Below are 26,273 nucleotides of genomic sequence, written 5' to 3'. Positions count from 1 at the left end.
CCATTTGCCCGCTCTGACGTGCAACAAGGAGCCATATCATGTCTACCGAACGCTATCTGTTTCTGATCAAGGGAACCCTGGTGATGGCCCAGCCACTGGCTGCGCCGGAGACGGGAGAACTGCTGACCAGCCTGCTGCAACAAGGCTTCGTCGTCGGGCCTTTGCAAGTGTGGGCGAGCAATGCCGAGCAGGCGTTGGCCTGTTATGAGCAGAGTGCCCAGCAGCGGGCCTTCAGCAATGTGCTGGCTGGGGCTTCGTCATGACCCGGCTCACCCTGCGGGCTGCGGCCCTGTTGCTGGACATGGATGGCACCCTGGTTCACTCCACCGACGAGGTGGAAACCGTGTGGCGGCTCTGGTGCCGACGTCATCAGCTGGCCCCTGAGCCCGTGCTGGCGATGTGCCACGGCTTGCGCTCGCGGGAGGTGATCAGGGCCCTGGCGCCGCAGCTGGACATGGCGCAGGAGGTCGCCCTGCTCGATGAGCTGGAGATCCATCACACCGGGCGCGGTGAAGCCATCATGGGCAGCCGGGCTCTGCTGACCCGCTTGCCAGCCGAGCGCTGGGCGCTGGTCACCTCCGCCAGCCAGAGGGTTGCCCGCCATCGGCTGGAGAGTGCCGGTTTACCGTTGCCTACCCTGCTGGTGGCAGCGGAGGACGTGGTTCATGGCAAGCCGGACCCCGAACCCTATCTGCTGGGGGCCAAGGGGCTCGGGGTTGCCCCCGCCGACTGTCTGGTGTTCGAGGATGCACCGGCTGGCATACAGAGCGCCCTGCGAGCCGGCTGCGCCGTGGTGCAGGTCGGAGGCAAGCGGTTGCTGGATCCGGCCGTCATAGCCGTGATCCAGGATTGGCGTCAGGTGAGTGTGGAGGAAGACGAGAAGGGTATGTTGCAGGTTGGCCTGCTGACCTGACAGGCGTCTGGAAACAAGCAGCCCCCGACCAGCGGGGGCTTGAAGCGGATGTGGGGGCCGGGTTATTTGAAGACGCGAAACCGCACTGCATCATCCATGAAGGTCTTGTCGCCAGCCGGTTGCTTGATGCTGCCAAAAGGCATCTGGGCGCGCAGCAGCCAGCTGGTGGGCAGGTCCCACTCCTTGCGTACCGCTTCGTCGATCAGCGGATTGTAGTGTTGCAGGGAGGCGCCAACCTTCTCCTGGGCCAGGGTGGTCCAGACCGCAAACTGGGCGATGCCGGTGGCATGTTCCGACCAGATGGGGAAGTTGTCGGCATACAGCGCAAACTTCTGCTGCAGATCCTTGATGACATCCGTATCCTCGAAAAACAGCACTGTGCCGAACCCTGCGCGGAAGCTGCCATCTACCTTGGTTTCACTCTGGGCATAGGCGTCCGGTGGCACGATTTTCTTCAGCTCGGCCTTGACGATATCCCACAGCTTGTGGTGCTGGGCGCCAAACAGTATGACGGCGCGGGAGCTCTGGGAGTTGAAAGAGGAGGGACTGTGCTTGATGGCATCCTGGATCAGGGTCGTCAGCTGCTCCGGCGTGTGAGACACCTGGTCGCCCAGGGCATAGATGGTACGACGTACTTTGATCTGTTCGATAAACGGACTGCTCATAACATCTCCTTTGTTTGACAGATAATCGCATTCGGTGGTTGTTGCAAGGCCATCCGGCTCCGATTGTGCAAGCTATAGACTATAACACTCGTTTCCTCCTTAACCGTCAACGCCCAGTGGTCACTGTTTTTACTCTCCGTGGATATTGGTTGGCAGGGAAGAATGAGCCGCCTCACATTCTGGCGTTTTTAATCCATAGGCGGTTCTCCAGCCGATTTCTATCGACTATTGATCCTGTCTTTTCACCACAAGTTCGGTTCACATCGACTGTTTCAGTGGCAGCGTGATGATCAAGCGGGTGCCCAACCGGGTAGGCGAGCTGCTGACTGCCGAGCCTGGCACCGGCGCCGTCTATCGGATCGGGGGGACGAGTTTGCTGCCCTGCTGCCGTGGGAGCGCCACGAGCGGGAGTCACGACTGCATCATCTGCTTGCGCGGGTACGCAACCAGCACTGGCTGGAATCCAGGCACAGGTCACCCTGAGCGCGGGCGGTGCCCACTACCCGGAGGATGGCCTCTTTTTGTTCGAGCGAGCCGACGAATGCCTCTACCAGAGCAAGCGACCAGGTCGGGATCGCTGGCATCGCTCTCCATCCCCGGATACTGGCGGTGAGCCTGCATCCCCCGGGGTGACAATATCTGTCTGATCCCTGCATGCCCGCGCCGGGCTGCGACAGCCTGACGTTGGACTAAATACCGTTCACCTTGTGCCGAACTGAGATTTTTTATCTTTATTTTCATGGTGTTAATTTTTTATTTTTCTTCCTGACGTCTTGCCGGGATTCCTTTGGATTAAATGCCAGGCTGTTTGCGCTACTGGCGCGGCGGGTGGCCATTTGTATAGTGCAGGGGAAATTAATCAGGTTTGACAGGAGTACCCCATGGAGATGAAAAAGCGCGGCATGAGTGCCCTGGCCCTGTTGGGCTCCCTGCTGCTGATGAGCGGCGCTGTGCAGGCCTCGGAAACCCTCAACACCATACTCGGTGGCGGTGCAGGCGGTGTGGCGGGCACCATGATTGGCAAAGAGCTGGGGGGCGATACCGGAGCCCTGGTCGGTGCGGCACTCGGCGGTGCGGCCGGTGGCGCCGCCACTGCCAATAAGGGAAACAAGAATGAGGCTGCCCTGGGTGGAGCCGTCGGTGCACTGGGTGGCGCGGCCATCGGCAAGAGCGTCGGCGGCAGCACAGGCCAGCTGATCGGGGCCGGTGTCGGGGGGGCCAGCGGCTCGGCCATCGGTGCCAAGACGGGGGATGGTCACAAAAGCAATAACAACCGCTACGACGACGATCATCACTACAAGAAACATAAGAAGCACAAAAAGCACAAGAAACACAGATGGCACGACGATGACTGATGTCAGCCTTGCGGCGTGCTGGCGACAACTAGAAAGAGGGGCCAACAGGCCCCTCTTTGCATGATATGACTCAGACCAGCCGGTGCTGGCGTCGTCCCTCGGCGAAGGCGTTGATATTGTCGATCAGCTGATCCGCGAGGCGCTGCATCGACTCCTCGCTGGCCCAGGCCACATGGGGCGTCAGGATGAAATTGGGGTATTGCAAAGCCTGCATCAGCGGATGATCCGGGGGCGGCGGCTCGACGCTCGCCACGTCGAAACCGGCGCCGCCGAGGCGACCGTTGGCCAGCGCCTTGAGCAGTGCCGCTTCATCCACCAGGCCGCCACGGCCCACGTTGATGAGCAAGGCGCCCGGTTTCATCAAGGCCAGCTCCCGTTCGCCGATCAGGTGGCGGGTGTAGGGGGTGAGCGGGCAGTGCAGGCTGACCACATCCGAGCTTTGCAGCAGCGCATCCAGCGGCAGCCTATCTTCGTCGTGGCTGGCGCCTATCTGGCTCTGGGCGTAACGCACTATCATGCCCATCCCCTGCGCCCGTTCGCCGAGCGCCTGACCCAGGGTACCTTTGCCTATGATGCCGAGCTGCTTGCCGTGCAGATCCATGATGTTGTGGTCGAAGAAGCAGAACTGGCCGCTCTGCTGCCAGCGCCCCTCCAGCAGGGACTGGCGCCAGGCAAACAGGTTGCGCGACAGGGCCAGCATCAGTGCCATGGCGTGCTCCGGCACAGAGGGGCCCGAGTAGTTGCGGATGTTGCACACCCCGACATTGGCTGCCCGGCACGCCTCCAGATCCACGTTGTCGCTGCCGGTGGCCGCCAGGGCGATCAGCTTGAGATCCGGCAGTTGTGCCAGCTCAGGGGCGCCGATGCGTACCTTGTTGATGATGGCAATGCTGGCATTCTTGAGCCGCTCCACCACCTGCTCGGGGGCCGTGCTTGGATGGCTCTGCCAGTGATGAGGAAAGTCGGGCCTGTGCAGTGTGATGCCCGCATCCAGGGTATCGCTATCGAGAAAAACTATCTGCTGCATGACGCCTCCTGCCATTGGAGCCGTCATGATGCCAAATATGGGCGCCAGGGAGCCAGCCTGAACGCCGTCAATGGTGAATCAATGGCGCTGTCTGTGACGCTGGCTGCATTTTGGGGGCAGGTCGAGGTCAGAGCCAGCCGAGGTGGGTGAGCCAACCCTGAATGCGGGTCGGTGTTTCATCCAGCTCCATCAAGGCGTAGGGACGGTAGTTGAGCTTGTGGCTGCGGCGGCTCTCGCTGCGACGAGCTTCGGCGGCCAGCAATGGCCAGCGCCCTCCCTCTTCCTGATAGAGATCCAGGGTCGGCATGGTGGCCTGGGCCACCTGCTTGGCTAGGGTCTGGTTACTTTGCACATTCGGGAAGAAGCCATCGAGCAGCACCAGAGCATCGGGGGCGGGCACTTGCTCGCTGGCGATGAGATTGGTGGCCCAGGCGGCGCTGGTGCCCTGGGCCAGTATCAGCTTGAAGCCCCCTTCTTGCAGTTTGGCATCCCCCAGCTTGATGATGCGGGCGGCAAACTGTTTGCGAAAGTCGTCGATGGCCTGCTGTTTCTTCTCGGCGGCGGGGTCCAGCTCCGCCTGTTGGGGAGAGGGAAGCAGCAGCAGGGTATCGAAGCCGAGCCGGCCGAGGGCCCGGGTCAGTTGCCACAGCTGGCCGCTGCGCTGCCAGTCCGGCAGCAGGATCGCCAGCCCCACATAGCTGTCGCTGTCGTGCTTGGCGAACAGCACTGTCTGCTTGTCGATCTGGGTGCTATCGGGCAGTCCTTGCCAGTCACTGTTCTGCCAATAGTCGAGGGGGGCGGGTGGCGTGACTTCGCTGGCCTGCGAAGCACCGCTTGCCAGCAGGGTCAGTAACAGCAGTGATAAGGATAATCTGGCCATAGTACGCTCCCCGGTTAACTGGGTTAGCGGCGGCGGGCCGGTTTTCTGAAGTGCGGCCAGGGGATCAATAAAAAAGCGAGCCAATGGCTCGCTTTTTTGCATTCAATTCAAGGGGTCGATCAGGAGAGACGACGCTTGAACTCGCCGGTGCGGCTGTCGATTTCGATCTTGTCACCGATCTCTACGAAGGCGGCAACAGCCAGCTCGTAGCCAGTGCCCTTCAGGCGGGCAGGCTTGGTTACTTTACCTGAGGTGTCGCCACGGGCGGCCGGCTCAGTGTACTCAACTTCGCGAACTATGGTGGTCGGCAGTTCTACGGAGATGGCTTTCTCGTTGTAGAAAGTCACTTCGCAGATGTCTTCCATGCCGTCTACCAGGTAGTTCAGCACGTCACCCAGGTTGTCTTTCTCGACGTCGTACTGGTTGTACTCGGTATCCATGAAGACATACAGGGGGTCGGAGAAGTAGGAGTAGGTGCACTCTTTACGCTCCAGCTGAACCACGTCCAGCTTGTCGTCGGCCTTGAATACGGTCTCGGTCGCGCTACCGTTGAGCAGACCCTTCAGTTTCATCTTGACCACGGCGGAGTTACGGCCGGATTTGTTGAACTCAGCCTTCTGGACCACCATCGGCTCGGTGCCGATCATGACTACGTTACCAGCGCGGATTTCCTGTGCGGTTTTCATGTAAAAAATTCCTGTTCGTGAAACGGACGGATAAAAACTGCCAGATTATATACGGCTTTCTAAAAATTTCACCAACCGCGTGACGAGATCCCCGTCCTCGAGCAGCTTATGTGACCAGCTTCGCGCATCTTGCTGCCAAATGGCGCTATATCGGGGCCATTGGGCCCAAAGTTTGCTGGTATCTTCCCCCAGGTTGAGGGCGTGGTTGAAAGCCCGCAACCATTGGGCTGCCTCCGGGGGAAAGTCCGCCAGATAGTGATCGAGAAAACCGTCCAGCTTGACCATATGGGCCTGCTCTTCCTGTGGGTAGATGTGCCACAGGAAGGGGCGGGCGGCCCACTGTGCCCGCACGAAGGAGTCCTCGCCGCGCACCAGATTGAGATCGCAGCTCCACAGCAGCCGGTCGTAGCCTGCCTGATCCGTCATGGGCAGCAGCTTGATGGTGAGGCTGCCCGCGTGCAGCAGATCCCCCGCCTTGGCGGTGGCGATGGCGCTCGCAAGGCCGGCGCCGCTCAGCACGTCATTGAGCGAGCGCCCCAGCGGCAATAGCAAAGTGACGGGGGTTGGGCTCTGGCACCAGCCCTCTATCAGGCTCACAAGCGCTTCGCTCTCGTAGGTAAAGAGGCTGACTCTCAGCTCATTGTCCCCTTTGGGCGGCAATCCCAGGCTGGCCCAGTAGGCGGCAAGGCCAGTCTCATCCTGTTGCCACTGGTCACGTTCGGCGATGAGCCCCTGTTCGCACAAGAGGCCGCCGGTGCTGGGGGTGAAGCCCGGGAAGAAGAAGTATTTGTTGAGGCTCAGGTCGCCGACCCGCTGGGGCGACGCAAGGCCGTGGCAATCTTCGACCCAGCTCTCGGCCGAGAGGTACTCCAGATTGATCCAGCAGGGGGTTGGCTGCTGCTGCGCCATACGTTGGGTAAAGGCAGCGGGCAGTTCGCAGGCAAACGCCTCTATGACCACCTTTGCCGGGATCACATCCGCCGGCAGCGCGTCGTGCCAGTGCTGGATATAGATGCCCTGTTGCCACTGACCGTCCAGCGCGGGATCGAGCCCCGGACAGATGCGGGCGAAGCTGGCCAGATCGTCCACCCAGAGCCTGACGCTACCCTGGTCTTGCTGTTTCAGCTGACGAGCGAGCCGCCAGGTGACGCCTATGTCGCCGAAGTTGTCCACGACGCAGCAGAAAATATCCCAGTCGAATGGCGGTAGTTTGAGTGGCGAAGAGGTTGTCATGTGAGGGCACCGATGGAAAAGAGATACAAAAAAACCGGTGTGCAGGGTAGCACACCGGTTGGCTGGCTTCGAAGGGACTGTCGTCAGCCTGCCTGGCTCATCGCGTTGCGATGGCTGCCAGCAGGGGCAGGTTCATTCCTTGCCGTAGACGTTGTTTTCTTGTTCGCGCACCCGGGTGAAGGTGATGTGTGCTGAGTTCAGCTCCTTTCTCGGGGCAAGCTCATTCCTTGCCGTAGACGTTGTTTTCTTGCTCGCGCACCCGGGTGAAGGTGGTGTGTGTTGAGTTCAGCTCCTTTCTCGTCTCGGGGCAAGCTCATTCCTTGCCGTAGACGTTGTTTTCTTGCTCGCGTACCCGGATGAAGGTGGTCCGTTTGGTCAGCTCCTTGAGCTGGCTGGCGCCGACGTAGGTGCAGGTGGAGCGCACGCCGCCCAGGATGTCGCGCACCGTATTCTCGACCGGGCCGCGATAGGGCAACAGCACGGTTTTGCCCTCGGAGGCGCGATAGTCGGCGACGCCACCGGCATGCTTGTCCATGGCACTCGATGAGCTCATGCCGTAGAACTTCATGAAGGGGGTGCCATCCACGTCCACCACTTCGCCGCCACACTCCTCGTGGGCTGCCAGCATGCCGCCCAGCATCACGAAGTCGGCGCCGCCACCGAAGGCTTTGGCTACGTCACCCGGGCAGGTACAGCCGCCGTCACCGACGATCTGGCCGCCCAGACCGTGGGCCGCATCGGCACACTCTATGATGGCGGAGAGCTGGGGGTAGCCAACGCCGGTTTTGACCCGGGTGGTGCAGACAGATCCAGGGCCTATGCCGACCTTGACGATGTCGGCACCGGAGAGGATCAGCTCCTCGACCATCTCGCCGGTGACCACATTGCCGGCCAGGATGACATGGTTCGGGCAGGCTTCACGGATCTTGCGCAGGAACTCGACGAAGTGCTGGGAGTAGCCGTTGGCCACGTCCACGCAGATGAAACGCAGGGCGGCTGACATGGCCAGGATCTGGCGGGTCTTGGTGAAATCGTCTTCGGAGGTGCCGGTCGATACCATGACATGGCCGAGCAGTGCCGGATCCGTGCTGTTGACGAAGGCTTGCCACTGCTCAAGGCTGTAGTGCTTGTGTACCGCTGTCATCATCTCGAAGCCTGCCAGTGTCCTGGCCATGGCGAAGCTGCCGACGGTATCCATGTTGGCGGCGATGACGGGAACGCCCTGCCATTGGGTCTGGGTGTGCTTGAAGGTGAACTGACGGGTCAGGCTGACTTGGGAACGGCTCTTGAGGGTAGAGCGCTTGGGGCGGAACAGGACATCCTTGAAACCGAGCTTCAAGTCTTCTTCGATACGCATTACGAATTCCTTATTGAGCCTTGTTGAAAGTCACTTTTGCAGTGGTCAATTTTCGGCAGGCGCAAAAAAACCGGCGGTTTTCAGGGCCTCCGGTTTACAACAGTGTAGGCAAAAATCCCGCCAGAACAAGACTGATAATTCACACATCATTGTGGTAGCCTTTGGCGTCACAACCTGAGCGCAGCCTCAGGTGTCATCCAGCACCACTTTTTCTCCGAACGCTTCCGCCAGGTAGCACCTCAAAAGAATCCCTTTATGGCCTGAGGCCGTGATCCTGACGCGGGCAGCTCGAGCGCCGTGTTCACCGGCATGACGCCGCGTTTCGTCAGTTGACAGCAGGCGTTTCCATCCCCACTCTTGGCCTTTCGGGCCCTTGTCGGCCCTGATCTGACGAGGAATGAAGATGCTTGTATTGCGAACCATGACCTTGCTGTTGGCTTGCCTCTCCCTGCCGGGAGTGGCATGGGCGGCAGCGTCCCCTGCCGTGTATGGCTGGATTGAGAAGGGACTGATCATGCCAGGCGGTGTGGCGGTGAAGATGAAACTCGATACAGGCGCACTGACCTCTTCAATGGATGCGCGGGATCTGCACCACTTCAAGCGCGATGGCAAATCCTGGGTGCGCTTTACCCTGCAACTGACCGATGCCAACACCAACAAGTCGGTGAGCCAGACGCTGGAGCGGCCGGTGGAGCGCATGGTCAAGGTGCGAGGCGCCGGTGGTATGGAGCAGCGACCGACCGTGACCATGTCCATCTGCCTGGGGGACAAGGTGTACAAGGAGTGGTTCACTCTGAGGGATCGCAGCAAGATGATCTATCCGGTGCTGATTGGCCGCCGCCTGCTGGCGGAGCTGGGTGCTGTGGATTCGAGCCAAACCTTTACGGTGAAGCCCGCTTGCCGTTGAAGGTCAGTGTGAATGTCATGAACAAGGAAGTAGAGGCTCCGGCCTCCACTTTTTATTGATGCGCCTTGCCGGCTTTATGCCAAGGTACGCAGGGGCGGAGCAGGCAGCCGCACGCTGACTTCCAGCCCTCCCTCTGGCCGGTTGTGGATGTCCAGATCTGCGCCGTGCAACTGGGCGATGCGCGAGACGATGGCCATGCCGAGCCCGACCCCGTCACCTTGCTGGGGATTGACCCGAAAGAAGCGCTCACACAGGCGCGATAGAGCCGCAGTGGGAATGCCGGGGCCGGTATCGCGGATATCGATCCTGACCCGATTGCCCTCCTGCTGCGCCTCGACCGCGATCTCGCCCTGAGCCGGGGTGTAACGCAGCGCGTTGTCGATGAGGTTGCTGAACATCAGATCCAGCAGTGTGCTTTGACCCATTACAGTCAAGTGCTCGGCCCCCTCCAGTGACAGCTGCTGGCCCTTTTTAAGGGCGATGGGCGCCAGCGTGGCCAGTGTGCCTTGCAGCAAATACCCCAGGTCAAGTTCGGTCAGCTCCAATCCTTGCTGGCTGTCGATGCGCGCCTGGGTCAGCAACTGGCGGATCAAGCGATCGCTGCGATCGAGCGCCAGCAACATCTTGTGCAGTGACTGCTGGCGGCTGGCGTCATCCTCGGCGGCCAGCGCATTCTCGCTGTGGATGCGCAGTACTGCCAGCGGCGTGCGCAGCTCGTGGGCCGCCTCGTTGGTAAATTGCTTCTCCCGCTCTATGGTGTCGGCCAGAGCGTGCATCAGGCGGTTGATCTCGTCGGTGAGCGGGGTCAGCTCTTTGGCTCGGATCTTCAGGTTGAGCGGGCTCAAGTTGGCTGGATGACGTTCGCTTATGGCCTGTGCCAGCAGTCGCAGCGGTGCCAGGCCACGAGAGATGAGCCACCACAGCAGACCGAGCAGGAAGGGCAGGGTAATGAGCAGCGGCAACATGGTCAGGGTAGCCATCTTGCTGGCCAGCTCACTGCGCTCGTCATCCCGCTCCGCCACGACGAGCCAGGTATGCTCGTTCTGGTTGTAGAGGGTAAAGGTACGCCATTGATGCCGGTCTTTTTCTACCGTGTTGAAGCCGGGAGCCAGCTCGACCAAGGGCTGGTTTGGTGCGCTCGGGGAGCGCAGCAGTATGCCGCCTTGCTCATTGAGCAGCTGAAAGTAGAGATTGCGCTCGAACTCGTGCCCAAAGGGGGTCAGCTCCCTGTCCTCTCCTCGCAGATTGAAGCTGGTGTCCTTTTGCCACTGGTCCGGGTTGTGCTGTTCCCACTCTTCATAGACGGTGCCGTTGGCGGGCAGGGCGCTGTGCTGATCCAGATAGCGGCTGAGCAGCTGGTTGGTGATGCGGGAGGATTGAGCGAGACGAGCATCGAACAGCTCCTCCATCTCGTGGCTCGCCTCCAGATAACCGATAAGGGCGCTGATGGCCAGGCTGGTACTGACCAGCGCCAATATGCCGGAGAGCAGAAAGCGGCGGATGGAGCGGGGGTGATTCATGCAAAGGGCTCCCTGTGCTGTGGTGGCTCAGAGTCGGGGGATATGTTGCCGCTGCCGCGAGCTGAACCTGGGTGACTCATGCAAGGTGACCTTTGTGCTGTGACTGTTCAAGCTGGGGGACTATATAGCCGACACCGCGAATATTGCGGATGAGGTCGCTGTAGAACTTCTTGCGCAGATGGTGGATATGCACCTCTACCGCATTGCTCTCGGCGCCTTCATCCCAGCCATACAGGCTCTGCTGCAACTGATCCTTGCTCAGTACCCGACCGCTCTGGGTAACGAGCTCCTGCAACAGCTTGTATTCGTGGGGGGTGAGCTTGACCGGTTCGCCCCGATAGGTGACCTGTTGTGACTCCGGGTGGATGAGGATGTCGCCGTATTCGAGCACAGCCTGGGCTTGCCCCTTGCTGCGCCGCACCAGGGCGCGCAGGCGGGCATTGAGCTCCTGCAGGGCGAAGGGCTTGACCATGTAATCGTCGGATCCCGCATCCAGCCCCAGCACCCTGTCGTCCAGGGCATCGCGGGCCGTGAGGATCAGTACCGGCAGCGCCTGGCCTTCCCGGCGCAACTTGCGCAGCAAGCTGATGCCGTCGATGTCCGGCAGGTTGAGATCCAGAATGAGGGCGGCGAACTCCTCACTCTTGAGCACAGACAGGGCAGGCAGCCCCTGCTGCAGCCAGTCCACCGTGTAGCCACTGCTGCGCAGGGCATCCACCATGCCATCGCCCAGCATCACATCATCTTCTACCAGCAGGATCCGCATTGTGTTCCCCCTTGCTACCTGATTCATGGTTTACGCCAGTGACATAAACGACGCTGCCCACCAGTATGCAAGCGGGCGGGCAGAGTTTACATCACTGATTTATCAGGCTGGTTTATAGCTTGGCGAGCCGGTTGCGAATTTCGAGGCGACGGCCCTGATCTGCCAGCTCGCGACCGGGGCGGTCCGGTGCGGCCAACGCCCTGTCCAGATAGGTTTTCGCTTCGGCTTTGCGACCCTGATCCAGCAGGAAATCGCCATAGAAGAAGTTGGGATCTATGCCGGCGGGGTTGAGTGCCAGCGCCTGCTTGAGCAGCTCCTCTGCCTTTTCATCATCGCCAAATCCCACCGGCCAGCCCGGTACCTGATAGTAGAGTGAGCCCAGACTGGTGTAGGCAGAGCCTTCCAGCGCCTTGGGATCCTGCTTGAGGGCTATCTCCAGTTTGGCCTTGGCCTCTTTCACCAGACCCAGGGCATCAAGCCCACCCTTGGCACCGGCCCATGTGCTCTTGACGATGGCCGACCAGATCAGCAGGTCGGTCCGAAAGGCCTCTTTGGCGCTGGCCTGATCGGCCTGGCTGCTCAGGGTTTCAAGGCAGCTCTCCTTGGCCTTGCCGGTTTGCTGGTACTGGCAGACTGCCCACTGTTGCTGGATCGGAATGAGCGCATCATCCGCAGCCGCGACACAGCTTGAACCCAGCAGGAGGGCGATGGCACAGGAGGTGGCAGAGTGAAGGGAAAAGCTCATATCAAGGTTCCTTTTTGGTCGGGTTCGGGCGGGACAATGCCGGTTGCGGCGCAGCGCTTGCGCTGGTGTCTGCCGTCCTTGGTGGAAGGTGGCGGGCGTAGCGTTCAATGATGGGCAGTTGTTTGGCCAGCGCCCGATCGACGATGCCGGGCAGCAAGGCATTGAGCCGTACGAACAGTTTTTCCGGCCAGCCGAGCCAACTGCGGCGGGTCTCGTTGCACAGGGCGATGACGGCGGCTTCGGCAACTTCCTGCGGGCTGTCGGTCTGGGTACCGAGCTCGGCATTCATCTCGTATGCTGCTTCTGAGTTGAGACTGGTACGGGTCGCACGGGGAGCGAAGTGCAGCACCTTGATGCCGGAGCCTTCCAGTTCCCGCCCCAACGCTTCGCTAAAGCCGCGCAGAGCGAACTTGCTGGCACAGTAGACGCTGTAACCCGGATACCCTATTGCACCAAAGCTGGAGCCGATATTCATGATGATGGCGGGTTTGCGCAAATGGGGCAGCAGGGTGCGGGTAAGCTGAATAGGGGCCTCAATATTGAGCAGCAGCTGACGCTCCACCTGCTCGGCGCTTTGATCTTCCAGCCAGGCGAACTGGTTGCAGCCAGCGTTGTTGATCAGCACATCCAACCCCTCTTCCAATGCAGGGTGTTGCAGCAAACGGGCCCGTTCCTGGTGGGATCCCAGATCGGCGACCACTGTCTGGTGGCGTTCCGGATGGGGGAGCTCCTTGCAGAGGCGATCCAGCACGCTGGCTCGGCGGCCGTGCAGCAACAGGTGTGCCCCCTGCGCCGCCAGCTCCTGGGCCAGTGCTTCGCCTATCCCGCCGCTTGCGCCCGTGAGCAGCACTCGCTTTCCTTGCAGTTTCATAGGGTTGGGGTTCCTGTTCCTTTATTGATCCTGCCGTGGGTGAGCGACATGTCTTTCTCCCTTTGCCGTCTCATTGCGGGTTGTTTGTCAGCTGATAGAGCATGTCGGCATAGAGGCGATAAACCACCTTGGCCGAGTGGATGATGGCGGCCTGATCGGCGGGATCTTCCACCCGGTTCATCAGGGACTCGAAGAACTTGAGATGCTCCTGATCCAGGGTGCCGTGGGAACTCAGGTAGCTCATGGCCTGGGGGGGCAGACCGAGGCCAGCCTTCAACTGGTCGGCCACGGTCAGAGCGATGGCGACACTGGTGCCTTCCAGCACCTGCACCATGCCGAAGAATCCCATGGGGTTGCCGCGCTGGATCTGGTCATAGAGAAAAGCCACCATCAGCTCGATGGGCAGACCGGGCTGGCCATGGCGCACCGCCTCGGCATCCCCGCCACAGGCGCGAATATCGTTCAGGATCCACTCCTGATGGCCGTACTCCTCATCGATATATTCGGCAATGGCGCCCCGTACCCATTCGTACTCCTGACCCAGCTTGCCGCCTGTGGCCATCAGCAGCGGTACCGTATGGCGCACGTGATAGAAGGCTTGAGACAGAAAATCAACATAGGTGCCGCGGGAGATATCTCCCTTGCGGCACGCCTCTATGATGGGGGCATTGAACAGATGTTCCCGTGCCGATGCGGTAGCGTGTTGCAGCGTGTGATAGAAGCTCATGAGGTCTCTCCGGTAAGGCATTGGCTGATTTGACGGGAAAAGTGGTGATAGATCCGCTCGCGGCGGGGGCGACCGTTGGCAGTCAGCAGATCGGGATGCTGATCCAGTGTCACCGGCAGCCAGTGATGGATGCGGGCGTAGTCGGGCAGGCGATGGTTGAGCTGCTCGATCTGCTGGGCCAGCAGGGCGTCGGTGCCTGGCTGTGGCTGGATCAGAGCGACGTTGGCCGGCTGGCCGTCACCGAAGATCACGATGCGGGCAATGGCCGGACATAGCTGGGCTTCGGCCTCAACCCATTCGGGGGAGAAGTTGCGGCCAAAGGCGGTGATCTGCACGTTCTTCTTGCGCCCCGTGATGTGCAGGTAACCCGCCTCATCGAGATGACCCAGATCGCCGGTGGCGATCTGCACGGTAGAAGGGTCATCGGTGGCAAGCCGGGCGGGTTGTTGTTCGTCTGACCCCAAATAACCCAGCATGGCAGCGCCCTCCACCAGGATCTCGCCATCAGCGGCGATCTTGATCCGGCAGTGAGGCAGGGACTGACCCACGCTGCCGAGGCTGTGGCCATCAGGCCCATTGAGTGCGACGACGGAGCCGCATTCCGACAGGCCATAGCCTTCAAATACCGGCAGCCCCAGCTTGCGGGCGCGGCTGATAAGCTCGGGGGCGACCTTGCCGCCGCCCACGGCGACGAAGCGCAGGCTGGTGAGGCGTTCGGCCAGTGCCACATCGGCACTGCACAGGGCGAGCAGCAGGCGCAGCAACTCGGGCACCAGCACCAGGCTGTGGGTTGGCCAGCGCAGCAGGGCCTGGGTCAGGGTGGCAGGATCCAGTTTGCTGGAGCCGGAAAATCCCAGTTCACCCAGCGAGGGAATACGGCTGCAGGCACCGGTGAGCAACGGCACGTAGAGGCCGGTCAGGTTCTCCAGCAGTGTGGTCAGCGGCAACAGGGTCAGGTGTTTCTCTACCTGCGCCGGGGCGACTCGCCGGGCCAGCGAATCACAGACCGCCATCATATGTTCAAGGGAGAGACAGACCCCCTTGGGTTGCCCCGTGCTGCCGGAGGTGTAGGTTATCTTGGCGGTACCGGCGGGCAGGGTGGGCACCCGTACCGGCTGGATGCGCCACAATGGCAATTCACCCACTGAGAGGAGCAGTGGCGCGCTTGCCTGCCAGCCCTGGTGATGAGGGCCGATCAGGGCATCTGCGCCGCTGCTCTCCAGTAGCCACTCCTGCTGCTCCGGGCTGAAAAAGTGCGGCACAGGAATGACGACTATGCCTGCCTTTGCGCAGGCGAGATCGACCAGCGCCCAGGGCAGGCCGTTATCCAGTTGCAGTGCCAGCCGGGCAATGCCTGCCTGTTGCAGGCGCTCGGCCAGGGCGGAGATCTGCAGCCACAACTGTTCGTAGCTGATCCTATGATTGCTGCCGCTCAGCGCCGTGCTGTGCGGATCACTGTGGGCGAAGTGGGCTATCCGGTCGAACAGCATCATAAGGCGCTCCGCTGCGGGCAGTTGAACAGGGATGGCATGGGGGCGAGCAAGGAGAGCAGCAAGCTGCCCTGGGCCAGGGCTTGCCGCCCCTGATTGAGGTCACCCACCATCACCTTGGGCTGGCAGTGGTAGTAGGCTCCCCAGGCATTGGCATCCTCTCCGACCTGGTCGGCCCTGGCGGGGGCCAGCTCGATCAGGCTGAGACTGAGGCGATGAAAACTGTTGCGCAGTTTGGCTGTGCTGGTGAAGACAACGTGATCGAGGGCGTTGTCGCACAGCAAACGACACAGCGCCGCAAACATCAGGCGGGCATTGCCCGGTTCGCTGCAGGCCAGATTGCCGACCTCGACGATGCGATCCCGCCGGGCACGCACACCCAGCCGTGTCTCGATGGCTGCCTCTATGGGCTGATCCAGATACTGTTCCAGATAGAGGCGCTCCTCGCTGGCCTGCTTGAGGCCACAGGCGCCGACCAGCAAGCCATCGGCCCGGTAGAGACCCAGCAAGCAGGGCAGGAAGTGGGGGATACGGGCATCGAATTCGTGGCTGTAGGCGGCCTGAATATAAGCCTGCAAGGCCATGACCTGTTCCGGGGTGTCGGCCAGGATCAGCCGGTAGGGGGCTTGAATGTCTGTGGTCATGGATGGCTCCTTCTTGTCTGTTAGGGTCAGACTAAAGGGGCAAACTTAAGAAACACTTAAGAGTGGGAAGAACAGTCTCATTTTTACCCAAAGGAACAGAAAACAGCCGCAACTAGCGGGGCTGCAGGCAGTTATTCCATGGGACAAAACCCTTTGTCAGCGGCCGTCCGGGCAGGCAAGCTGGCGCCCATTTCGAGCCCATCCCGGATTGGGCCTGTCACTCTCGTGAGGAAATCCCATGTGCCCGTCTCCTTGCCCGCTGTGCGGTTCAGTCGATTCCTATGCGCTGCCGGTGGCCGGCAAGCATTACCATCGTTGCCGGTCCTGCGAGCTGGTCTGGCTGGATGGAGCCGATCATCTGGGGTCGTCAGCGGAGAAGGCAGTCTATGACGGACACGACAATCAGGTGGACGATCCCCGCTACCGCCATTTTCTGATGCGTGCCTTCGGCGAGGTGCTGAGCCGGGTGCCGCCACCGGCCAGCGGCCTCGATTTTGGCTGTGGCCCCGGGCCTGCGCTCATCGCCATGGGGCGGGAGGCGGGCTACCAGATGGCGGGTTATGACAAGTTCTATGCCAATCTTCCCGACTTGCTCACCCGCCAATATGACTTCATCACCAGCACTGAGGTAATCGAGCATATCGCCGACCCGCGCGCAGTACTGGACGTGCTCTGGGACTGCCTCAAGCCCGGCGGCATCCTGGTGCTGCAGACCCAGCGGGTGCTTGACGACGACCGTTTCAAAACCTGGCGCTACCGCCACGACCCGACTCACATCGTCTTTTTTGCCGAGGCATCGTTTCGCGCAGTGGCCATTCGCTGGCAGGCCGACGTCCTGTTTCCCCATGGGGATGTGGTCGTCTTCACCAAACCCTGAGCAGGGCGTTTTCATTTGGTCATGAGTTGGGCATGCTGATGGCCTTAAACCCTGGAACGGATGCCCCTATTTCCATGTCGATCCCTCATTTGTCACTGCAAGATGCCCGCCACCTGCAGCTCGCAGCCCAGGGGCTGCTGACCCCGCGTCGTGCCAAGGCCAAGCCTGCGGATCTGCTGGCGACCATTCGGCGTATGGCGCTGCTGCAAATAGATACCATTTCAGTGGTGGCGCGCAGCCCCTATCTGGTGCTGTTCAGCCGACTGGGGCAGTACGATCCTCGCTGGCTCGAACAACTGTTGGCCGAGGGGGACATCTTCGAGTATTGGGCCCATGAGGCCTGTTTCATTCCCCGCGAGGATTACCGCCTGCTGCGTCATCGCATGCTGGATCCTGCCGCCATGGGCTGGAAGTTTTCGGCCAACTGGCTCGCCACCCATCAGCAGGAGATAGGCCAGATTATCGAGCGTATTCGTCAGCATGGCCCGGTGCGGGCCGTCGACTTTGAGCGCAAGGGGGAGAAGGGCAACGGTTGGTGGGACTGGAAGCCGGAGAAACGCCATCTTGAGGTGCTCTTTACCGCAGGCCAGCTGATGGTGCGCGAGCGGCGCAATTTCCAGCGAGTCTATGATCTCGCCGAACGGGTCATGCCCGACTGGTGTGACGAGCGGGATTTGCCGAGCCAGGAACAGGTCCGGCGGGAGATGGTGCAGGCAAGTTGCCGCGCCCTTGGGCTGGTCAAGACCGGCTGGGTCGCCGACTACTATCGGCTGCGCCGCGGTAAATACGATGCCCTGCTCCATCAGCTGGCGGACGAGGGGGAGCTGTTGCCGGTACGGGTGGAAGGGTGGCAGCACGGTGCCTTTGTTCATGCTTCCCTCGCCGATGAGTTGGCCATGGCCCGGGCCGGTACCCTCAAGGCAACTCACACCACGGTACTGTCGCCGTTTGATCCCCTGGTCTGGGATCGCAAGCGGGTCAGCGAGCTGTTCAACTTTGACTATCGCATCGAGTGCTATACCCCGGCGCCAAAGCGCCAGTATGGCTACTTCGTGTTGCCGCTGCTGCACCGTGGCAAGCTGGTAGGGCGCATGGATGCCAAGGCCCATCGCCAGCAGGGGATCTTCGAGATCAAGAGCCTCTATCTGGAAGATGGGGTGAGAGTGACCCGTACCCTGGCGCAGGGTTTGGCCAGAGCGCTGCAAAAGCTGGCCGACTGGCATCAGACGCCGGCCCTGCAATACGGCGTCATTCCCACGCCCCTGCTGGCGCTGTGGTGTGACACAGTCAGGTCTGAGACATGAGGGGACTGGCCGACTGAACTAAGTTGCATAGGTAGTCAAGGAGGGGGCAATGAACCGAACAATCTTGCTGTTGATGGGGCTGGGAGCCAGCAGTCTGGCTCAGGCGGCCGAACCGCAGGTGCAGATCTGCCTGGGGGAGGGGAACGAATGGGCTCCCTTTACCTATTGGGAGCGCAAGGATGGCGTACCCGATACCAGCCGACTCACTGGCTCGGCCACTACGCTGGTGCTCGAGTCCCTGAAAAAGCTGGGGATCTCATACCAGATCCGCTATCTGCCCTGGGCGCGGGTACAGCAGGAGCTGGCGGACTATCGTCAGAACGGCCTGTGCGAGCTGACCTGGGATGCCAGTTACAAGCCGGAGCGGGCCGAATATGCCCTCTACAGCGTGCCGCTCTACTACACCCACCTCGGTTTTTTCTATCTCAAACGTCGCTTCCCCGAGGCGCCGGATCTACAAACGGTCAATCGCTCCCGTGTGTGCGGCGTGATTGGTTACAACTATGCCCCCTATGGCTTGACGCGGGAGCCCCATCTGGTCAAGCAACTGCAGCAGGCGCTGGATATGCTGGGGCGGGATCGCTGTGATTTCTTGCCAAGTGAAATAGAACCGCTGGTGAGTGGAATTGGCCTTGGCATCTATCGAAGTGAGAGCGGCCTGCTCAACCTCTCCCTGCCCAGCCGCAAAGGCTTCTATCTGTTGGTGAGCAAGGGCTCCCCGCGCGGGTTCGAACTGGTTACCCGCCTCAATCAGGTGCTGATCTCGTTTCAGGACAGCGGTTACAGCGACGAGGTGATGCGCAGCTTCCTGCCGCCGATGGAGTGAGAGCCATCCACACGCCGGACATCAGGCCCGGTTTTTGAATGACCGGGATGGGACCGGCGGGAAGCGGGGTACTCTCGGCAGGTCGCCGCTGTCAGATGCCGCCCAGCCCTTTGCCTGCTTGGGCAGGCCTAAGCGCCTTTGCCGTGACGTCGAATCCTTGTTGATAGTGTGTGCCTACCCTCGCATCAAACCAGGCAGCACCAGCGCAACGGCCGCGGCGATGCGCTCGCGGATGTCGCTGCCCGGCGCCAGCAAGCCGAGTGCCATCTGGCGTAGCGGCTCCGCCATGGTCATCGCCAGCAGCAGGTCACTGGTTTGTGCGACGTCGAGCGCGCGTAGCCAACCCAGTTGCTGCTGGCGCTGCAACCAGTCCGCCAGCGTCGCCCTGCCGCGCGCAATGCCGTTGTCCTGATAGGCCGCCAGCAGTGCATCCCGCCCCTGAAACTCATGTTGCAGCAGCCGGAACATGCCTACCGCCGGCGCGCTCAGCACCTGGCTCGCAATGGCCTGCAACCCCTGCTCCAGCATCTCCCCCAGGGCATCGGGGCTACCGGCATCCAGCTCGAATGCCGGTTGAAATGCATCGGTCCAGCTGCGTACCGCCTGTGCCACCAGCTCGTCGCGGTTGGCGGCGAAGCGGTACAGGGTCTTCTTGGCAACCCCCGCCTGTTTGGCTACCGCATCCACGGTTGCGGTGGCGTACCCCCCCTTAAGCAACAAGGTCAGCGTTGCCTCGACCAGAGCGGCGCGCAGGTCGGATTCCGGGGTGGCCGGCCGGCCGCGTGAACGTACTATGTCATTGGATTGGTTTGACATGTTTGGCTCCTGGAAAGCATTGACAGACACAGCATACAGGCATAGCTTAAATTAAGAAACGAATTTGGTTTCCAAATTAAATCGGAGTCACATCATGAATCCTTCCGCTTTGCTTGCCCCCTGGGGCGTCAATGACATCAATGAGTTGCTCAGGCTGCAGCCGCTGCGCCTGGAAATGGGCCTGACCCGCAGTACCGACGGCTTGCTGACGGTCGCCATCCGCACCGATCTGCATGGGTGCAAGGGGCGCATGCTGGATTGGTGGTTCACGTTTTTCGAGACGACCCAGCACATCAAGTGGTGGCACCCGCATGACCACGTCGAGCACCGGGGCTGGGACCATCACTGGAAAAAAGGGGAGCGCTATGTGGGGGCCAGCATAGATGCGGTGGAGTGGCTTGCCGAACTGCCGCCGGTGGCGGCCCGCCTCAAGTTTCACAGCGCCGAAGAGGTGTTCGCCCCTCAATCGCTACACGAGGCGTGGGAGACGCAGGCACTGTCTGCCGCCATTTGCGCTCGCATCGGCTTTGGCGATCAGGTGGCTCTGGATGAGCAGGGGGCGCCGCTGGACGGCGAGATGCTGCACCTGGCGCGCGATACCCCTTATGGTTGCGTGCTGCGCAGCCGCTTCCTGCTGGGCAAGGCCTGCGCCAATCCACTTGATGAGGTGCCGGACGAAATCGGCTTCAATCTGATGCGCCACTGCTATAGCGAGTTCAGCTATCTGGCGCAGTTTTTGCCGTCGCTCTATTATGCGGAAAACGGCCGTGAATCCGCGCCGCAGCTTTGGTGAAGACGCGCCCATGGTTGGTGCCAACAAGCGTGGGGTGTCTGGTCCCATAGAAGGGGCAAGACCGGCCATCGGAGTGGTTCGTTAGCCGTCGGAGGAGTAATAAAAAACCGGGCACTTGGCCCGGTTTGGTCAATCAGTCACGCTGTGATTACTGGAGGACCAGCACCATCAGCAGGCCGACGGTAATGGCAGACACCAGGAAGGCGAAGCCATAGAACACATAGTGGTGCAGCTTGGTGGTGTGGATCCCCAGATCATGCAGACCGTGGTAGATACGGTGCATGCCATGCCAGATCGGCAGGGCGATGATCACCAGCAGTATGCAGGCACCCCACCAGGAGCTGGCGAATGCGTGGACACGATCAAAGCTCATGGTCTCCACGTCCATGATGCCCATGGGCACCAGCAGACCTGTGATGAGGACAATCACCGGCAGCAGCATGGCAACCACCATGCCACCGGCACCAAACAATCCCCAGTAGATGGGCTCGTCAGAACGTCTCATTATTAATCTCCTCAAGCCACGATGATCAGGATCAGCAGGGATACCACCGCCAACGCCACATACTGGGCGATAACGATCGGCTTCTCCGGCACCAGGTCTTCACCACGGAAGATGCGCATGGCCTTGGGCGCCAGGGCGAACCAGGTCTTGGCGTGGAACAGGCAGGCCGCCAGCGCGATGACGTGGAACAGGATGGCGATCGGGCTTTGCAGGGATTCCAGCCAGCCGTTGAACGCTTCCTGACCCTGAACCAGACGCAGCAGACCCCACATCAGCACGACGGCATAGATGGAGACGAAGATGCTGGTGCCTTCGCGGATCATGTAACCGGTGTAGAAGGCATTCTTCAGCCACCAGTCTTTCTTCATTTCGCGGACGTAAGGCTTACGTTTGCTATTGGTGTTGTTCATGGTCTCATTCCTGATCTCAATCTGGCTTGAACATGGCGATCATGTAGTCCTTGGCGCTCTCGACCTTGCCAAGCTGGATGGCTGCGGCCGGATCCACGCCCTTGGGGCAGACATCGGAGCAATAACCCACGAAGGTACAACCCCAGACACCCTCGTCCTGGCTGATGATCTTCATCCGCTCTTTGGACGCGCTGTCGCGGTTGTCGGCGTTATAGCGATAGGCCAGTGCCAGTGCCGCCGGACCGGTGAACTTCTTGTTGATGCCATACTGCGGGCAGGCCGCGTAGCACAGACCACAGTTGATGCACATGGAGAACTGGTGATACTTCGCCATGTCGGCCGGAGTCTGGGTGTACTCGCCCTCGCACAGGCTGCGCGGTTCGCTCGGGATGATGTAGGGCTTGATGCTCTCCAGCTTCTCGATGAAATCGGACATGTCGACCACCAGATCGCGCTCGATCGGGAAGTTGTTGAGCGGCTCGATTTTCATCTTGCCCGGCAGATAATCGCGCAGGAAGGTCTTGCAACCCAGCTTGGGAATACCGTTGACCATCATGCCGCAGGAGCCGCAGATCGCCATCCGGCAGGACCAGCGGAAGCTCAGGGTGGAGTCGAGCTGATCCTTGATGTATTGCAGTGCATCCAGCAGGGACATCTCTTTCAGGTAAGGTACCTGAAAGGTCTGCATCCAAGGCTCGTTGTCCTGCTCCGGGCGATAACGCAGGATTTCAATTTCGATCATCTCAGCCATTCTTCTTAGCCTCGTCTTGTTTCTCACCCTCGGAACCGTACACACGCTTGGCCGGTTGGGATTTAGTGATCTTCACATCGGAGTAATCGATGGTCGGGGCGCCTTCCTGGTTGTAGAAGGAGAGGGTGTGCTTGAGGAAGTTCATGTCATCACGCTCTTCGTAACCGTCCAGACGCTGGTGGGAACCGCGGGACTCTTTCCGGTTGAGAGCGGAGTGCGCCATGGCTTCGGCCACGTCCAGCATGTAGCCCAGCTCGATGGCGTACAGCAGATCCGTGTTGAAGACAGAGGACTTGTCGTTGATCTTGACCTTTTTGTAGCGAGCCTTCAGCTCATTGATCTTGTCGATGGTGCCTTGCATCAGCTCTTCGGTACGGTAGATACCGACACCGGCTTCCATGGACATGCCCAATTCGTTGCGGATGTCGGCCGGGTTTTCGGTACCGTCTATGTCCATCAGCGAGAGGTGTTGCTTGATCAACTGCTCGGCCTTGGCGGCCAGCGCTTGGGTATCGCCGTGTGCCTGGGTCTTGGCGAATTCACCGGCGTGCTCGCCCGCTACCTTGCCGAATACCACTATCTCGGACAGGGAGTTGGAGCCCAGACGGTTGGCACCGTGCAGACCGACGGAGGCACACTCGCCCAGGGCGTAGAGGCCAGGCATGCGGGTCGCGCACTGACCGTTGGTCTCGATACCACCCATGGTGTAGTGGGCGGTCGGACGTACCGGGATAGGTTCCTTGACCGGATCCACACCCACGTAGGCCTTGGCCAGCTCGCAGATGAAGGGCAGACGCTCTTTCAGATACTTCTCGCCGAGGTGGCGCAGGTCGAGGTGAACCACGTCGCCCATCGGGCCCTGGATCACGCGCCCTTTCTGCTGCTCTTGCCAGAATGCCTGGGAGAGACGGTCACGGGGACCCAGCTCCATGTGCTTGTTCTTCGGCTGGCCGACCGGGGTTTCCGGGCCCAGACCATAGTCTTGCAGATAGCGGTAGCCATCCTTGTTGACCAGAATGCCACCCTCACCGCGACAACCTTCGGTCATCAGTATGCCGGTGCCTGGCAGGCCGGTCGGGTGATATTGAACGAACTCCATGTCGCGCAATGGCACACCATGGCGGTAGGCCAGGGCCATGCCATCACCGGTGACTATGCCACCGTTGGTGTTGTAGCGGTAAACACGACCGGCGCCACCTGTGGCCAGAATGACAGACTTGGCCTGGATGAAGCGGGAGACACCGTTCTGGATATCGAAGGTCAGGACGCCTTGCACGCGGCCATCTTCCACGATCAAGTCCATGCAGAAGTGCTCATCGAAGCGTTTGATGGTCGGATACTTGATGGAGGTCTGGAACAGGGTGTGCAGAATGTGGAAACCGGATTTGTCAGCCGCGAACCAGGTGCGGGGGATCTTCATCCCGCCGAAGCGACGTACGTTGGCTTTGCCGTCCGGCTTGCGGCTCCAGGGGCAACCCCAGTGCTCAAGTTGAACCATCTCTTTGGTGGCATTGTTGACGAAGTAGTCGACCACGTCTTGCTCACACAACCAGTCGCCACCAGATACGGTGTCGTTGAAGTGGTTTTCGAGGGAGTCATCATCACGGACAACACCGGCGGCACCGCCCTCTGCGGCCACTGTGTGGCTGCGCATCGGGTAGACCTTGGAGATCAGGGCGATCTCCAGCTCCGGGTGGGCTTCTGCTATGGCGATTGCGGCACGCAGGCCACCACCACCGGCACCGATGATGGCGACATCGGTCTTGATAATATCCACATCTGCCTCCTTAGGGATAGATTTGCTGGGCACGATTTTGCTCTATTAAAAAAATTCAGGCTTGATGCAAGTCAAACTGGTTTGTTTTAGTGCTTGGCAATGGTGAGTTTTATTAAAATCACCCCATTCCTTGGATGAAAACGCCGTAATTATCGCCATCCTTCAGTTATCGGTATCAGCCGCTGTCATTGCTATGGTTATTTTAAGCTCAGGATTATACGTAGTTTTCTTTCAAAAAAATGAGAAACACCTCTCTTTTTAGGTATTACCCATAAAGTTTTTAAGTTTTTTATCAAAAATATTTAATAAGAATTATTCACTAATTCGTGTTGGGTTGTTTTGGTTAAAAAAACTAATCCAAATGCGGAGTGGGATTTGTTGTTTCATGACGGGGAACTGTGCTGGATGAGCATTTATTTCCTCATAGTCCAGACGGTTCATGTGGTAATAACTATTGAAACAAAAGCATTTTTTCATAAAAAAAGGGGCCTACATGGCCCCTTTAGTTTGTGCTGATCAGATGCGGAACATGCCGACCTGATTGCTCAGTTCACCTGAAATATTTTTAAGTTGTTCAGAGAGGTTGCGTGAGCTGTCGGCATCGACTGCCAGCTCGTCGGAGACATCCTTGACCGCCTGGATGTTGCGACTGACCTCGTCGGTGACGGCACGCTGCTCCTCGGCGGCACTGGATATCTGGGTCGCCATGTCGGAGATCTGGTTGATGGAGGTGGTGATTTGCTCCAGTGCCTGAGTGGCATCGTTCGCATCTTCCACGCTGTTCTGGGCCAGCAACTGGCCTTCGTGCATGGTGCTGACAGCGCCCTGGGTATTACGCTGCAGCGTCTCAATCATGCTGCGGATCTCGACGGTGGAGCTGTGAGTACGTTGTGACAGCACCCGCACCTCGTCGGCGACTACGGCAAAGCCACGACCCTGCTCACCCGCCCGTGCAGCCTCGATGGCGGCGTTGAGCGCCAGCAGGTTGGTCTGCTCGGCGATCCCCTGGATGGTCGAAAGGATGGTGTTGATCTCCTGGGCGTTCTTCTCCAGTTCCTGAATGATGCCGGAGGCCTGTTTGACCTGAGTGGCGAGATCCGTGATGGAACGCTGGTTGCGGGCGATGACTTGCTTGCCATGCTCACAACTGCTGGAGGAGCTGCGGGCCGCATCGGCGGTCTGTTCGGCGTTGTTGGCCACTTCCACCGCAGTAGCTGACATTTCGTGCACTGCCGTGGCGATCTGGGAGATCTCGTTTTGCTGACGTGCCAGACCCTGACTCGATTTCTCGGCCATGTTGTGGGAGGACTTGGCCTGGTGGTTAAGCTGACCGGAGGAGTTGGAAATATCCTGCACCATCACGTGGATGCGATCGATGAAGGTGTTGACGTGCTTGGCTACAGCACCCACCTCATCTTCTCGCTCGATCTTGATGCGGCGAGTCAGGTCGCCGTTGCCACGGGAGAGGTCGGCAATGGCTTCCCCCAGGGTTTTCAGCGGAGCCAGCGAACCGTTGATGGCCACATAGGAGAAACCGGCCACTATCAGTATGGTCAGCAAGCCTTGCAGCAGGGCGGAGGTGACCATGCGGGAGACAGACTGATAGGCCACGGCTTCGTCCACCATCATGCCGTAATACCAGTTGGTATTCGGGATAGCGTTGAAGTCATAGACCTCTTTCTTGCCGCTGATCACCAGCTCATTGATCATGCCATCGTGAGCCACCTGGTTGATGTAAGCCGCTGTCAACTCAGGTGCCAGACTGGTGGCGGGCTTCAGACTCAAGGAGGCATCAGGGTGGGCGATGATGGTGCCATTGCTGTCTACCAGAATGGCGTAGGTGCCTTCTGTGGTGACCGCCAGAATGTCAGAAACCAGCGAGCTGATGGAGAGGTCTCCGGCGATGACCCCCTGGGTATTGCCACGCTGGAAGGGTTCGGCAATGGTCACGATCAACTGGCCAGTGGTGACGTCTGCATAGGGTGAGGTGATGGCCAGTTTGCCCGCAGCCATTGCATCCTTGTACCAGGGGCGTTGGCGGGGATCGTAACCGGCCGGCAGATCGGTCGGTTTACTCTGGATCATGCGCCCATCAGTGGTGCCGGCATAAACCAGATCAAAGCCACCCGCGTTCATGGATTGAGCCAGATGGCTGATCGGCTCATCTTCTTTGGCGAAGGCCTCCTTGGTGGAGGTGACCATGTTGATCCTGGCATCGAGCCAGCGGGAGATCCCCTTGACGTTGGCCACCGAGCTTTCGTCAATGATATTCCATACCAGCCGTTGGGTTTCGCTGCGCAGTTGGGAGGTGTTGTACCAGACTTGCAGGCCTGTGATGACCAGGATAATGACCCCGATGGCGAGGACAAGTTTGTTCTTGATGGATAAGTTCATGTGTACATCCTTGTGAGCGTCAGTCTGCGATGTG

The 26,273-nt window shown here is 60.0% G+C and carries 27 protein-coding genes and 1 pseudogene; 9 read left to right on the top strand and 19 right to left on the bottom strand.

All coding sequences use genetic code 11. The features are described 5' to 3' along the window. Positions 1–38 precede the first annotated feature (38 nt). Positions 39–263: a hypothetical protein gene (locus tag GWQ29_RS02705; RefSeq protein ID WP_058393800.1), complete on the top strand. Its 225-nt coding sequence runs from the start codon at positions 39–41 to the stop codon at positions 261–263. Beyond that, a complete protein-coding gene (locus GWQ29_RS02700; protein ID WP_275918698.1) occupies positions 260–913 on the top strand; it encodes an HAD-IA family hydrolase in 654 nt (217 codons plus the stop codon). The genes GWQ29_RS02705 and GWQ29_RS02700 overlap by 4 nt, the downstream gene beginning before the upstream one ends. Before the next feature lie 62 nt (positions 914–975). Here GWQ29_RS02700 and GWQ29_RS02695 read toward each other — a convergent pair whose 3' ends face one another. Next, on the bottom strand, positions 976–1,578 hold the full coding sequence (locus GWQ29_RS02695) for a nitroreductase family protein (protein ID WP_275918697.1): 603 nt from the start codon (positions 1,576–1,578) through the stop codon (positions 976–978). 307 nt (positions 1,579–1,885) lie between these two features. Between GWQ29_RS02695 and GWQ29_RS02690 the strand changes: the two are divergent. Beyond that, a pseudogene (locus tag GWQ29_RS02690) lies at positions 1,886–2,225 on the top strand (diguanylate cyclase); the annotation flags it as partial. A gap of 234 nt (positions 2,226–2,459) precedes the next feature. Further along, the gene (locus GWQ29_RS02685; protein ID WP_212538966.1) at positions 2,460–2,933 is read left to right on the top strand and encodes a YMGG-like glycine zipper-containing protein; all 474 of its coding nucleotides are present in this window, start codon (positions 2,460–2,462) and stop codon (positions 2,931–2,933) included. A 70-nt stretch (positions 2,934–3,003) separates the two neighbouring features. Here the strand turns inward: GWQ29_RS02685 and GWQ29_RS02680 are convergent, their stop codons facing one another. The 5 genes from GWQ29_RS02680 to GWQ29_RS02660 all read right to left on the bottom strand — a co-directional run bounded on the left by GWQ29_RS02680 (position 3,004) and on the right by GWQ29_RS02660 (position 8,116). After that, positions 3,004–3,960, bottom strand: a complete 957-nt coding sequence (locus tag GWQ29_RS02680; protein ID WP_125599522.1) for a D-2-hydroxyacid dehydrogenase — start codon at positions 3,958–3,960, stop codon at positions 3,004–3,006. A 127-nt stretch (positions 3,961–4,087) separates the two neighbouring features. Beyond that, positions 4,088–4,840, bottom strand: a complete 753-nt coding sequence (locus GWQ29_RS02675; protein WP_021138193.1) for a DUF3530 family protein — start codon at positions 4,838–4,840, stop codon at positions 4,088–4,090. 119 nt (positions 4,841–4,959) lie between these two features. Beyond that, the gene (efp, locus tag GWQ29_RS02670) at positions 4,960–5,526 is read right to left on the bottom strand and encodes an elongation factor P (RefSeq protein ID WP_021138194.1); all 567 of its coding nucleotides are present in this window, start codon (positions 5,524–5,526) and stop codon (positions 4,960–4,962) included. A gap of 45 nt (positions 5,527–5,571) precedes the next feature. Continuing rightward, positions 5,572–6,759 carry an elongation factor P maturation arginine rhamnosyltransferase EarP gene (earP, locus tag GWQ29_RS02665; RefSeq protein WP_275918696.1) on the bottom strand — a complete coding sequence of 396 codons (1,188 nt, stop codon included), beginning with the start codon at positions 6,757–6,759 and terminating at the stop codon, positions 5,572–5,574. 313 nt (positions 6,760–7,072) lie between these two features. Continuing rightward, positions 7,073–8,116, bottom strand: a complete 1,044-nt coding sequence (locus tag GWQ29_RS02660; protein WP_265455705.1) for a GMP reductase — start codon at positions 8,114–8,116, stop codon at positions 7,073–7,075. A 403-nt stretch (positions 8,117–8,519) separates the two neighbouring features. On the opposite strand from GWQ29_RS02660, the gene GWQ29_RS02655 reads away from it, so the two are divergent. Next, positions 8,520–9,023, top strand: coding sequence for an ATP-dependent zinc protease (locus tag GWQ29_RS02655; RefSeq protein WP_265462868.1), 504 nt, complete (start codon positions 8,520–8,522; stop codon positions 9,021–9,023). Between the two features lie 74 nt (positions 9,024–9,097). Here GWQ29_RS02655 and GWQ29_RS02650 read toward each other — a convergent pair whose 3' ends face one another. The 7 genes from GWQ29_RS02650 to GWQ29_RS02620 all read right to left on the bottom strand — a co-directional run bounded on the left by GWQ29_RS02650 (position 9,098) and on the right by GWQ29_RS02620 (position 15,786). Next, positions 9,098–10,543, bottom strand: coding sequence for an ATP-binding protein (locus GWQ29_RS02650; RefSeq protein WP_275918695.1), 1,446 nt, complete (start codon positions 10,541–10,543; stop codon positions 9,098–9,100). 76 nt (positions 10,544–10,619) lie between these two features. Further along, a complete protein-coding gene (locus GWQ29_RS02645) occupies positions 10,620–11,309 on the bottom strand; it encodes a response regulator (protein WP_265422823.1) in 690 nt (229 codons plus the stop codon). Positions 11,310–11,421: 112 nt separating this feature from the next. Then, a complete protein-coding gene (locus GWQ29_RS02640) occupies positions 11,422–12,054 on the bottom strand; it encodes a tetratricopeptide repeat protein (RefSeq protein WP_265422810.1) in 633 nt (210 codons plus the stop codon). 1 nt (position 12,055) lies between these two features. Further along, positions 12,056–12,925 (bottom strand): SDR family oxidoreductase, encoded by an 870-nt coding sequence (locus tag GWQ29_RS02635; RefSeq protein ID WP_275918694.1) that lies wholly within the window; start codon positions 12,923–12,925, stop codon positions 12,056–12,058. 70 nt (positions 12,926–12,995) lie between these two features. After that, positions 12,996–13,652 (bottom strand): iron-containing redox enzyme family protein, encoded by a 657-nt coding sequence (locus GWQ29_RS02630; RefSeq protein ID WP_265462870.1) that lies wholly within the window; start codon positions 13,650–13,652, stop codon positions 12,996–12,998. Next, positions 13,649–15,145, bottom strand: a complete 1,497-nt coding sequence (locus tag GWQ29_RS02625) for an AMP-dependent synthetase/ligase (RefSeq protein ID WP_275918693.1) — start codon at positions 15,143–15,145, stop codon at positions 13,649–13,651. The genes GWQ29_RS02630 and GWQ29_RS02625 overlap by 4 nt, the downstream gene beginning before the upstream one ends. Then, positions 15,142–15,786: a thermostable hemolysin gene (locus GWQ29_RS02620; RefSeq protein WP_005317227.1), complete on the bottom strand. Its 645-nt coding sequence runs from the start codon at positions 15,784–15,786 to the stop codon at positions 15,142–15,144. The genes GWQ29_RS02625 and GWQ29_RS02620 overlap by 4 nt, the downstream gene beginning before the upstream one ends. 238 nt (positions 15,787–16,024) lie before the next feature. Here GWQ29_RS02620 and GWQ29_RS02615 point away from each other — a divergent pair, with 238 nt between their 5' ends. The 3 genes from GWQ29_RS02615 (at position 16,025) to GWQ29_RS02605 (ending at position 18,793) form a co-directional block, all read left to right on the top strand. Next, a complete protein-coding gene (locus GWQ29_RS02615) occupies positions 16,025–16,663 on the top strand; it encodes a class I SAM-dependent methyltransferase (RefSeq protein ID WP_275918692.1) in 639 nt (212 codons plus the stop codon). Between the two features lie 74 nt (positions 16,664–16,737). Continuing rightward, positions 16,738–17,967 (top strand): winged helix-turn-helix domain-containing protein, encoded by a 1,230-nt coding sequence (locus tag GWQ29_RS02610; RefSeq protein ID WP_275918754.1) that lies wholly within the window; start codon positions 16,738–16,740, stop codon positions 17,965–17,967. Positions 17,968–18,016: 49 nt separating this feature from the next. Beyond that, on the top strand, positions 18,017–18,793 hold the full coding sequence (locus GWQ29_RS02605; RefSeq protein WP_275918691.1) for a transporter substrate-binding domain-containing protein: 777 nt from the start codon (positions 18,017–18,019) through the stop codon (positions 18,791–18,793). A gap of 174 nt (positions 18,794–18,967) precedes the next feature. Here GWQ29_RS02605 and GWQ29_RS02600 read toward each other — a convergent pair whose 3' ends face one another. Next, positions 18,968–19,609, bottom strand: a complete 642-nt coding sequence (locus GWQ29_RS02600; protein WP_265422804.1) for a TetR/AcrR family transcriptional regulator — start codon at positions 19,607–19,609, stop codon at positions 18,968–18,970. 94 nt (positions 19,610–19,703) lie between these two features. Here GWQ29_RS02600 and GWQ29_RS02595 point away from each other — a divergent pair, with 94 nt between their 5' ends. Beyond that, positions 19,704–20,402, top strand: coding sequence for a hydrolase (locus GWQ29_RS02595; protein ID WP_265422803.1), 699 nt, complete (start codon positions 19,704–19,706; stop codon positions 20,400–20,402). A gap of 148 nt (positions 20,403–20,550) precedes the next feature. Here GWQ29_RS02595 and frdD read toward each other — a convergent pair whose 3' ends face one another. The 5 genes from frdD to GWQ29_RS02570 all read right to left on the bottom strand — a co-directional run bounded on the left by frdD (position 20,551) and on the right by GWQ29_RS02570 (position 26,239). Further along, complete coding sequence (gene frdD / locus GWQ29_RS02590) at positions 20,551–20,907, bottom strand: fumarate reductase subunit FrdD (protein WP_168236496.1); 357 nt, start codon at positions 20,905–20,907, stop codon at positions 20,551–20,553. Positions 20,908–20,918: 11 nt separating this feature from the next. Further along, positions 20,919–21,317, bottom strand: coding sequence for a fumarate reductase subunit C (locus GWQ29_RS02585; protein WP_021138209.1), 399 nt, complete (start codon positions 21,315–21,317; stop codon positions 20,919–20,921). 16 nt (positions 21,318–21,333) lie between these two features. Further along, complete coding sequence (locus tag GWQ29_RS02580) at positions 21,334–22,068, bottom strand: succinate dehydrogenase/fumarate reductase iron-sulfur subunit (RefSeq protein ID WP_042867664.1); 735 nt, start codon at positions 22,066–22,068, stop codon at positions 21,334–21,336. Beyond that, positions 22,061–23,845, bottom strand: coding sequence for a fumarate reductase (quinol) flavoprotein subunit (frdA, locus tag GWQ29_RS02575; RefSeq protein WP_275918690.1), 1,785 nt, complete (start codon positions 23,843–23,845; stop codon positions 22,061–22,063). Before frdA ends, GWQ29_RS02580 begins: the two co-directional genes overlap by 8 nt. 516 nt (positions 23,846–24,361) lie before the next feature. Beyond that, positions 24,362–26,239 (bottom strand): methyl-accepting chemotaxis protein, encoded by a 1,878-nt coding sequence (locus GWQ29_RS02570; RefSeq protein ID WP_099994083.1) that lies wholly within the window; start codon positions 26,237–26,239, stop codon positions 24,362–24,364. Positions 26,240–26,273: the final 34 nt, after the last annotated feature.

Origin of the sequence: Aeromonas sp. 2HA2 (genome assembly GCF_029237345.1) — a bacterium.
GTDB classification, from domain to species: domain Bacteria; phylum Pseudomonadota; class Gammaproteobacteria; order Enterobacterales; family Aeromonadaceae; genus Aeromonas; species Aeromonas salmonicida.
This window is presented reverse-complemented; position numbering and strand designations above follow the sequence as displayed.

What these genes read in the sequence shown, in the direction of transcription:
- GWQ29_RS02595 (WP_265422803.1), top strand. Translation starts at nt 19,704, where the DNA reads ATGAATCCTTCCGCTTTGCTTGCCCCCTGGGGCGTCAATGACATCAAT.
- GWQ29_RS02705 (WP_058393800.1), top strand. Translation starts at nt 39, where the DNA reads ATGTCTACCGAACGCTATCTGTTTCTGATCAAGGGAACCCTGGTGATG.
- GWQ29_RS02605 (WP_275918691.1), top strand. Translation starts at nt 18,017, where the DNA reads ATGAACCGAACAATCTTGCTGTTGATGGGGCTGGGAGCCAGCAGTCTG.
- GWQ29_RS02570 (WP_099994083.1), bottom strand. Translation starts at nt 26,239, where the DNA reads ATGAACTTATCCATCAAGAACAAACTTGTCCTCGCCATCGGGGTCATT.
- GWQ29_RS02700 (WP_275918698.1), top strand. Translation starts at nt 260, where the DNA reads ATGACCCGGCTCACCCTGCGGGCTGCGGCCCTGTTGCTGGACATGGAT.
- GWQ29_RS02685 (WP_212538966.1), top strand. Translation starts at nt 2,460, where the DNA reads ATGGAGATGAAAAAGCGCGGCATGAGTGCCCTGGCCCTGTTGGGCTCC.
- GWQ29_RS02610 (WP_275918754.1), top strand. Translation starts at nt 16,738, where the DNA reads ATGTCGATCCCTCATTTGTCACTGCAAGATGCCCGCCACCTGCAGCTC.
- GWQ29_RS02635 (WP_275918694.1), bottom strand. Translation starts at nt 12,925, where the DNA reads ATGAAACTGCAAGGAAAGCGAGTGCTGCTCACGGGCGCAAGCGGCGGG.
- GWQ29_RS02660 (WP_265455705.1), bottom strand. Translation starts at nt 8,116, where the DNA reads ATGCGTATCGAAGAAGACTTGAAGCTCGGTTTCAAGGATGTCCTGTTC.
- GWQ29_RS02580 (WP_042867664.1), bottom strand. Translation starts at nt 22,068, where the DNA reads ATGGCTGAGATGATCGAAATTGAAATCCTGCGTTATCGCCCGGAGCAG.
- earP (WP_275918696.1), bottom strand. Translation starts at nt 6,759, where the DNA reads ATGACAACCTCTTCGCCACTCAAACTACCGCCATTCGACTGGGATATT.
- GWQ29_RS02585 (WP_021138209.1), bottom strand. Translation starts at nt 21,317, where the DNA reads ATGAACAACACCAATAGCAAACGTAAGCCTTACGTCCGCGAAATGAAG.
- GWQ29_RS02680 (WP_125599522.1), bottom strand. Translation starts at nt 3,960, where the DNA reads ATGCAGCAGATAGTTTTTCTCGATAGCGATACCCTGGATGCGGGCATC.
- GWQ29_RS02630 (WP_265462870.1), bottom strand. Translation starts at nt 13,652, where the DNA reads ATGAGCTTCTATCACACGCTGCAACACGCTACCGCATCGGCACGGGAA.
- GWQ29_RS02625 (WP_275918693.1), bottom strand. Translation starts at nt 15,145, where the DNA reads ATGATGCTGTTCGACCGGATAGCCCACTTCGCCCACAGTGATCCGCAC.
- GWQ29_RS02600 (WP_265422804.1), bottom strand. Translation starts at nt 19,609, where the DNA reads ATGTCAAACCAATCCAATGACATAGTACGTTCACGCGGCCGGCCGGCC.
- GWQ29_RS02645 (WP_265422823.1), bottom strand. Translation starts at nt 11,309, where the DNA reads ATGCGGATCCTGCTGGTAGAAGATGATGTGATGCTGGGCGATGGCATG.
- frdD (WP_168236496.1), bottom strand. Translation starts at nt 20,907, where the DNA reads ATGAGACGTTCTGACGAGCCCATCTACTGGGGATTGTTTGGTGCCGGT.
- GWQ29_RS02615 (WP_275918692.1), top strand. Translation starts at nt 16,025, where the DNA reads ATGTGCCCGTCTCCTTGCCCGCTGTGCGGTTCAGTCGATTCCTATGCG.
- GWQ29_RS02695 (WP_275918697.1), bottom strand. Translation starts at nt 1,578, where the DNA reads ATGAGCAGTCCGTTTATCGAACAGATCAAAGTACGTCGTACCATCTAT.
- GWQ29_RS02675 (WP_021138193.1), bottom strand. Translation starts at nt 4,840, where the DNA reads ATGGCCAGATTATCCTTATCACTGCTGTTACTGACCCTGCTGGCAAGC.
- GWQ29_RS02620 (WP_005317227.1), bottom strand. Translation starts at nt 15,786, where the DNA reads ATGACCACAGACATTCAAGCCCCCTACCGGCTGATCCTGGCCGACACC.
- GWQ29_RS02650 (WP_275918695.1), bottom strand. Translation starts at nt 10,543, where the DNA reads ATGAATCACCCCCGCTCCATCCGCCGCTTTCTGCTCTCCGGCATATTG.
- efp (WP_021138194.1), bottom strand. Translation starts at nt 5,526, where the DNA reads ATGAAAACCGCACAGGAAATCCGCGCTGGTAACGTAGTCATGATCGGC.
- GWQ29_RS02640 (WP_265422810.1), bottom strand. Translation starts at nt 12,054, where the DNA reads ATGAGCTTTTCCCTTCACTCTGCCACCTCCTGTGCCATCGCCCTCCTG.
- GWQ29_RS02655 (WP_265462868.1), top strand. Translation starts at nt 8,520, where the DNA reads ATGCTTGTATTGCGAACCATGACCTTGCTGTTGGCTTGCCTCTCCCTG.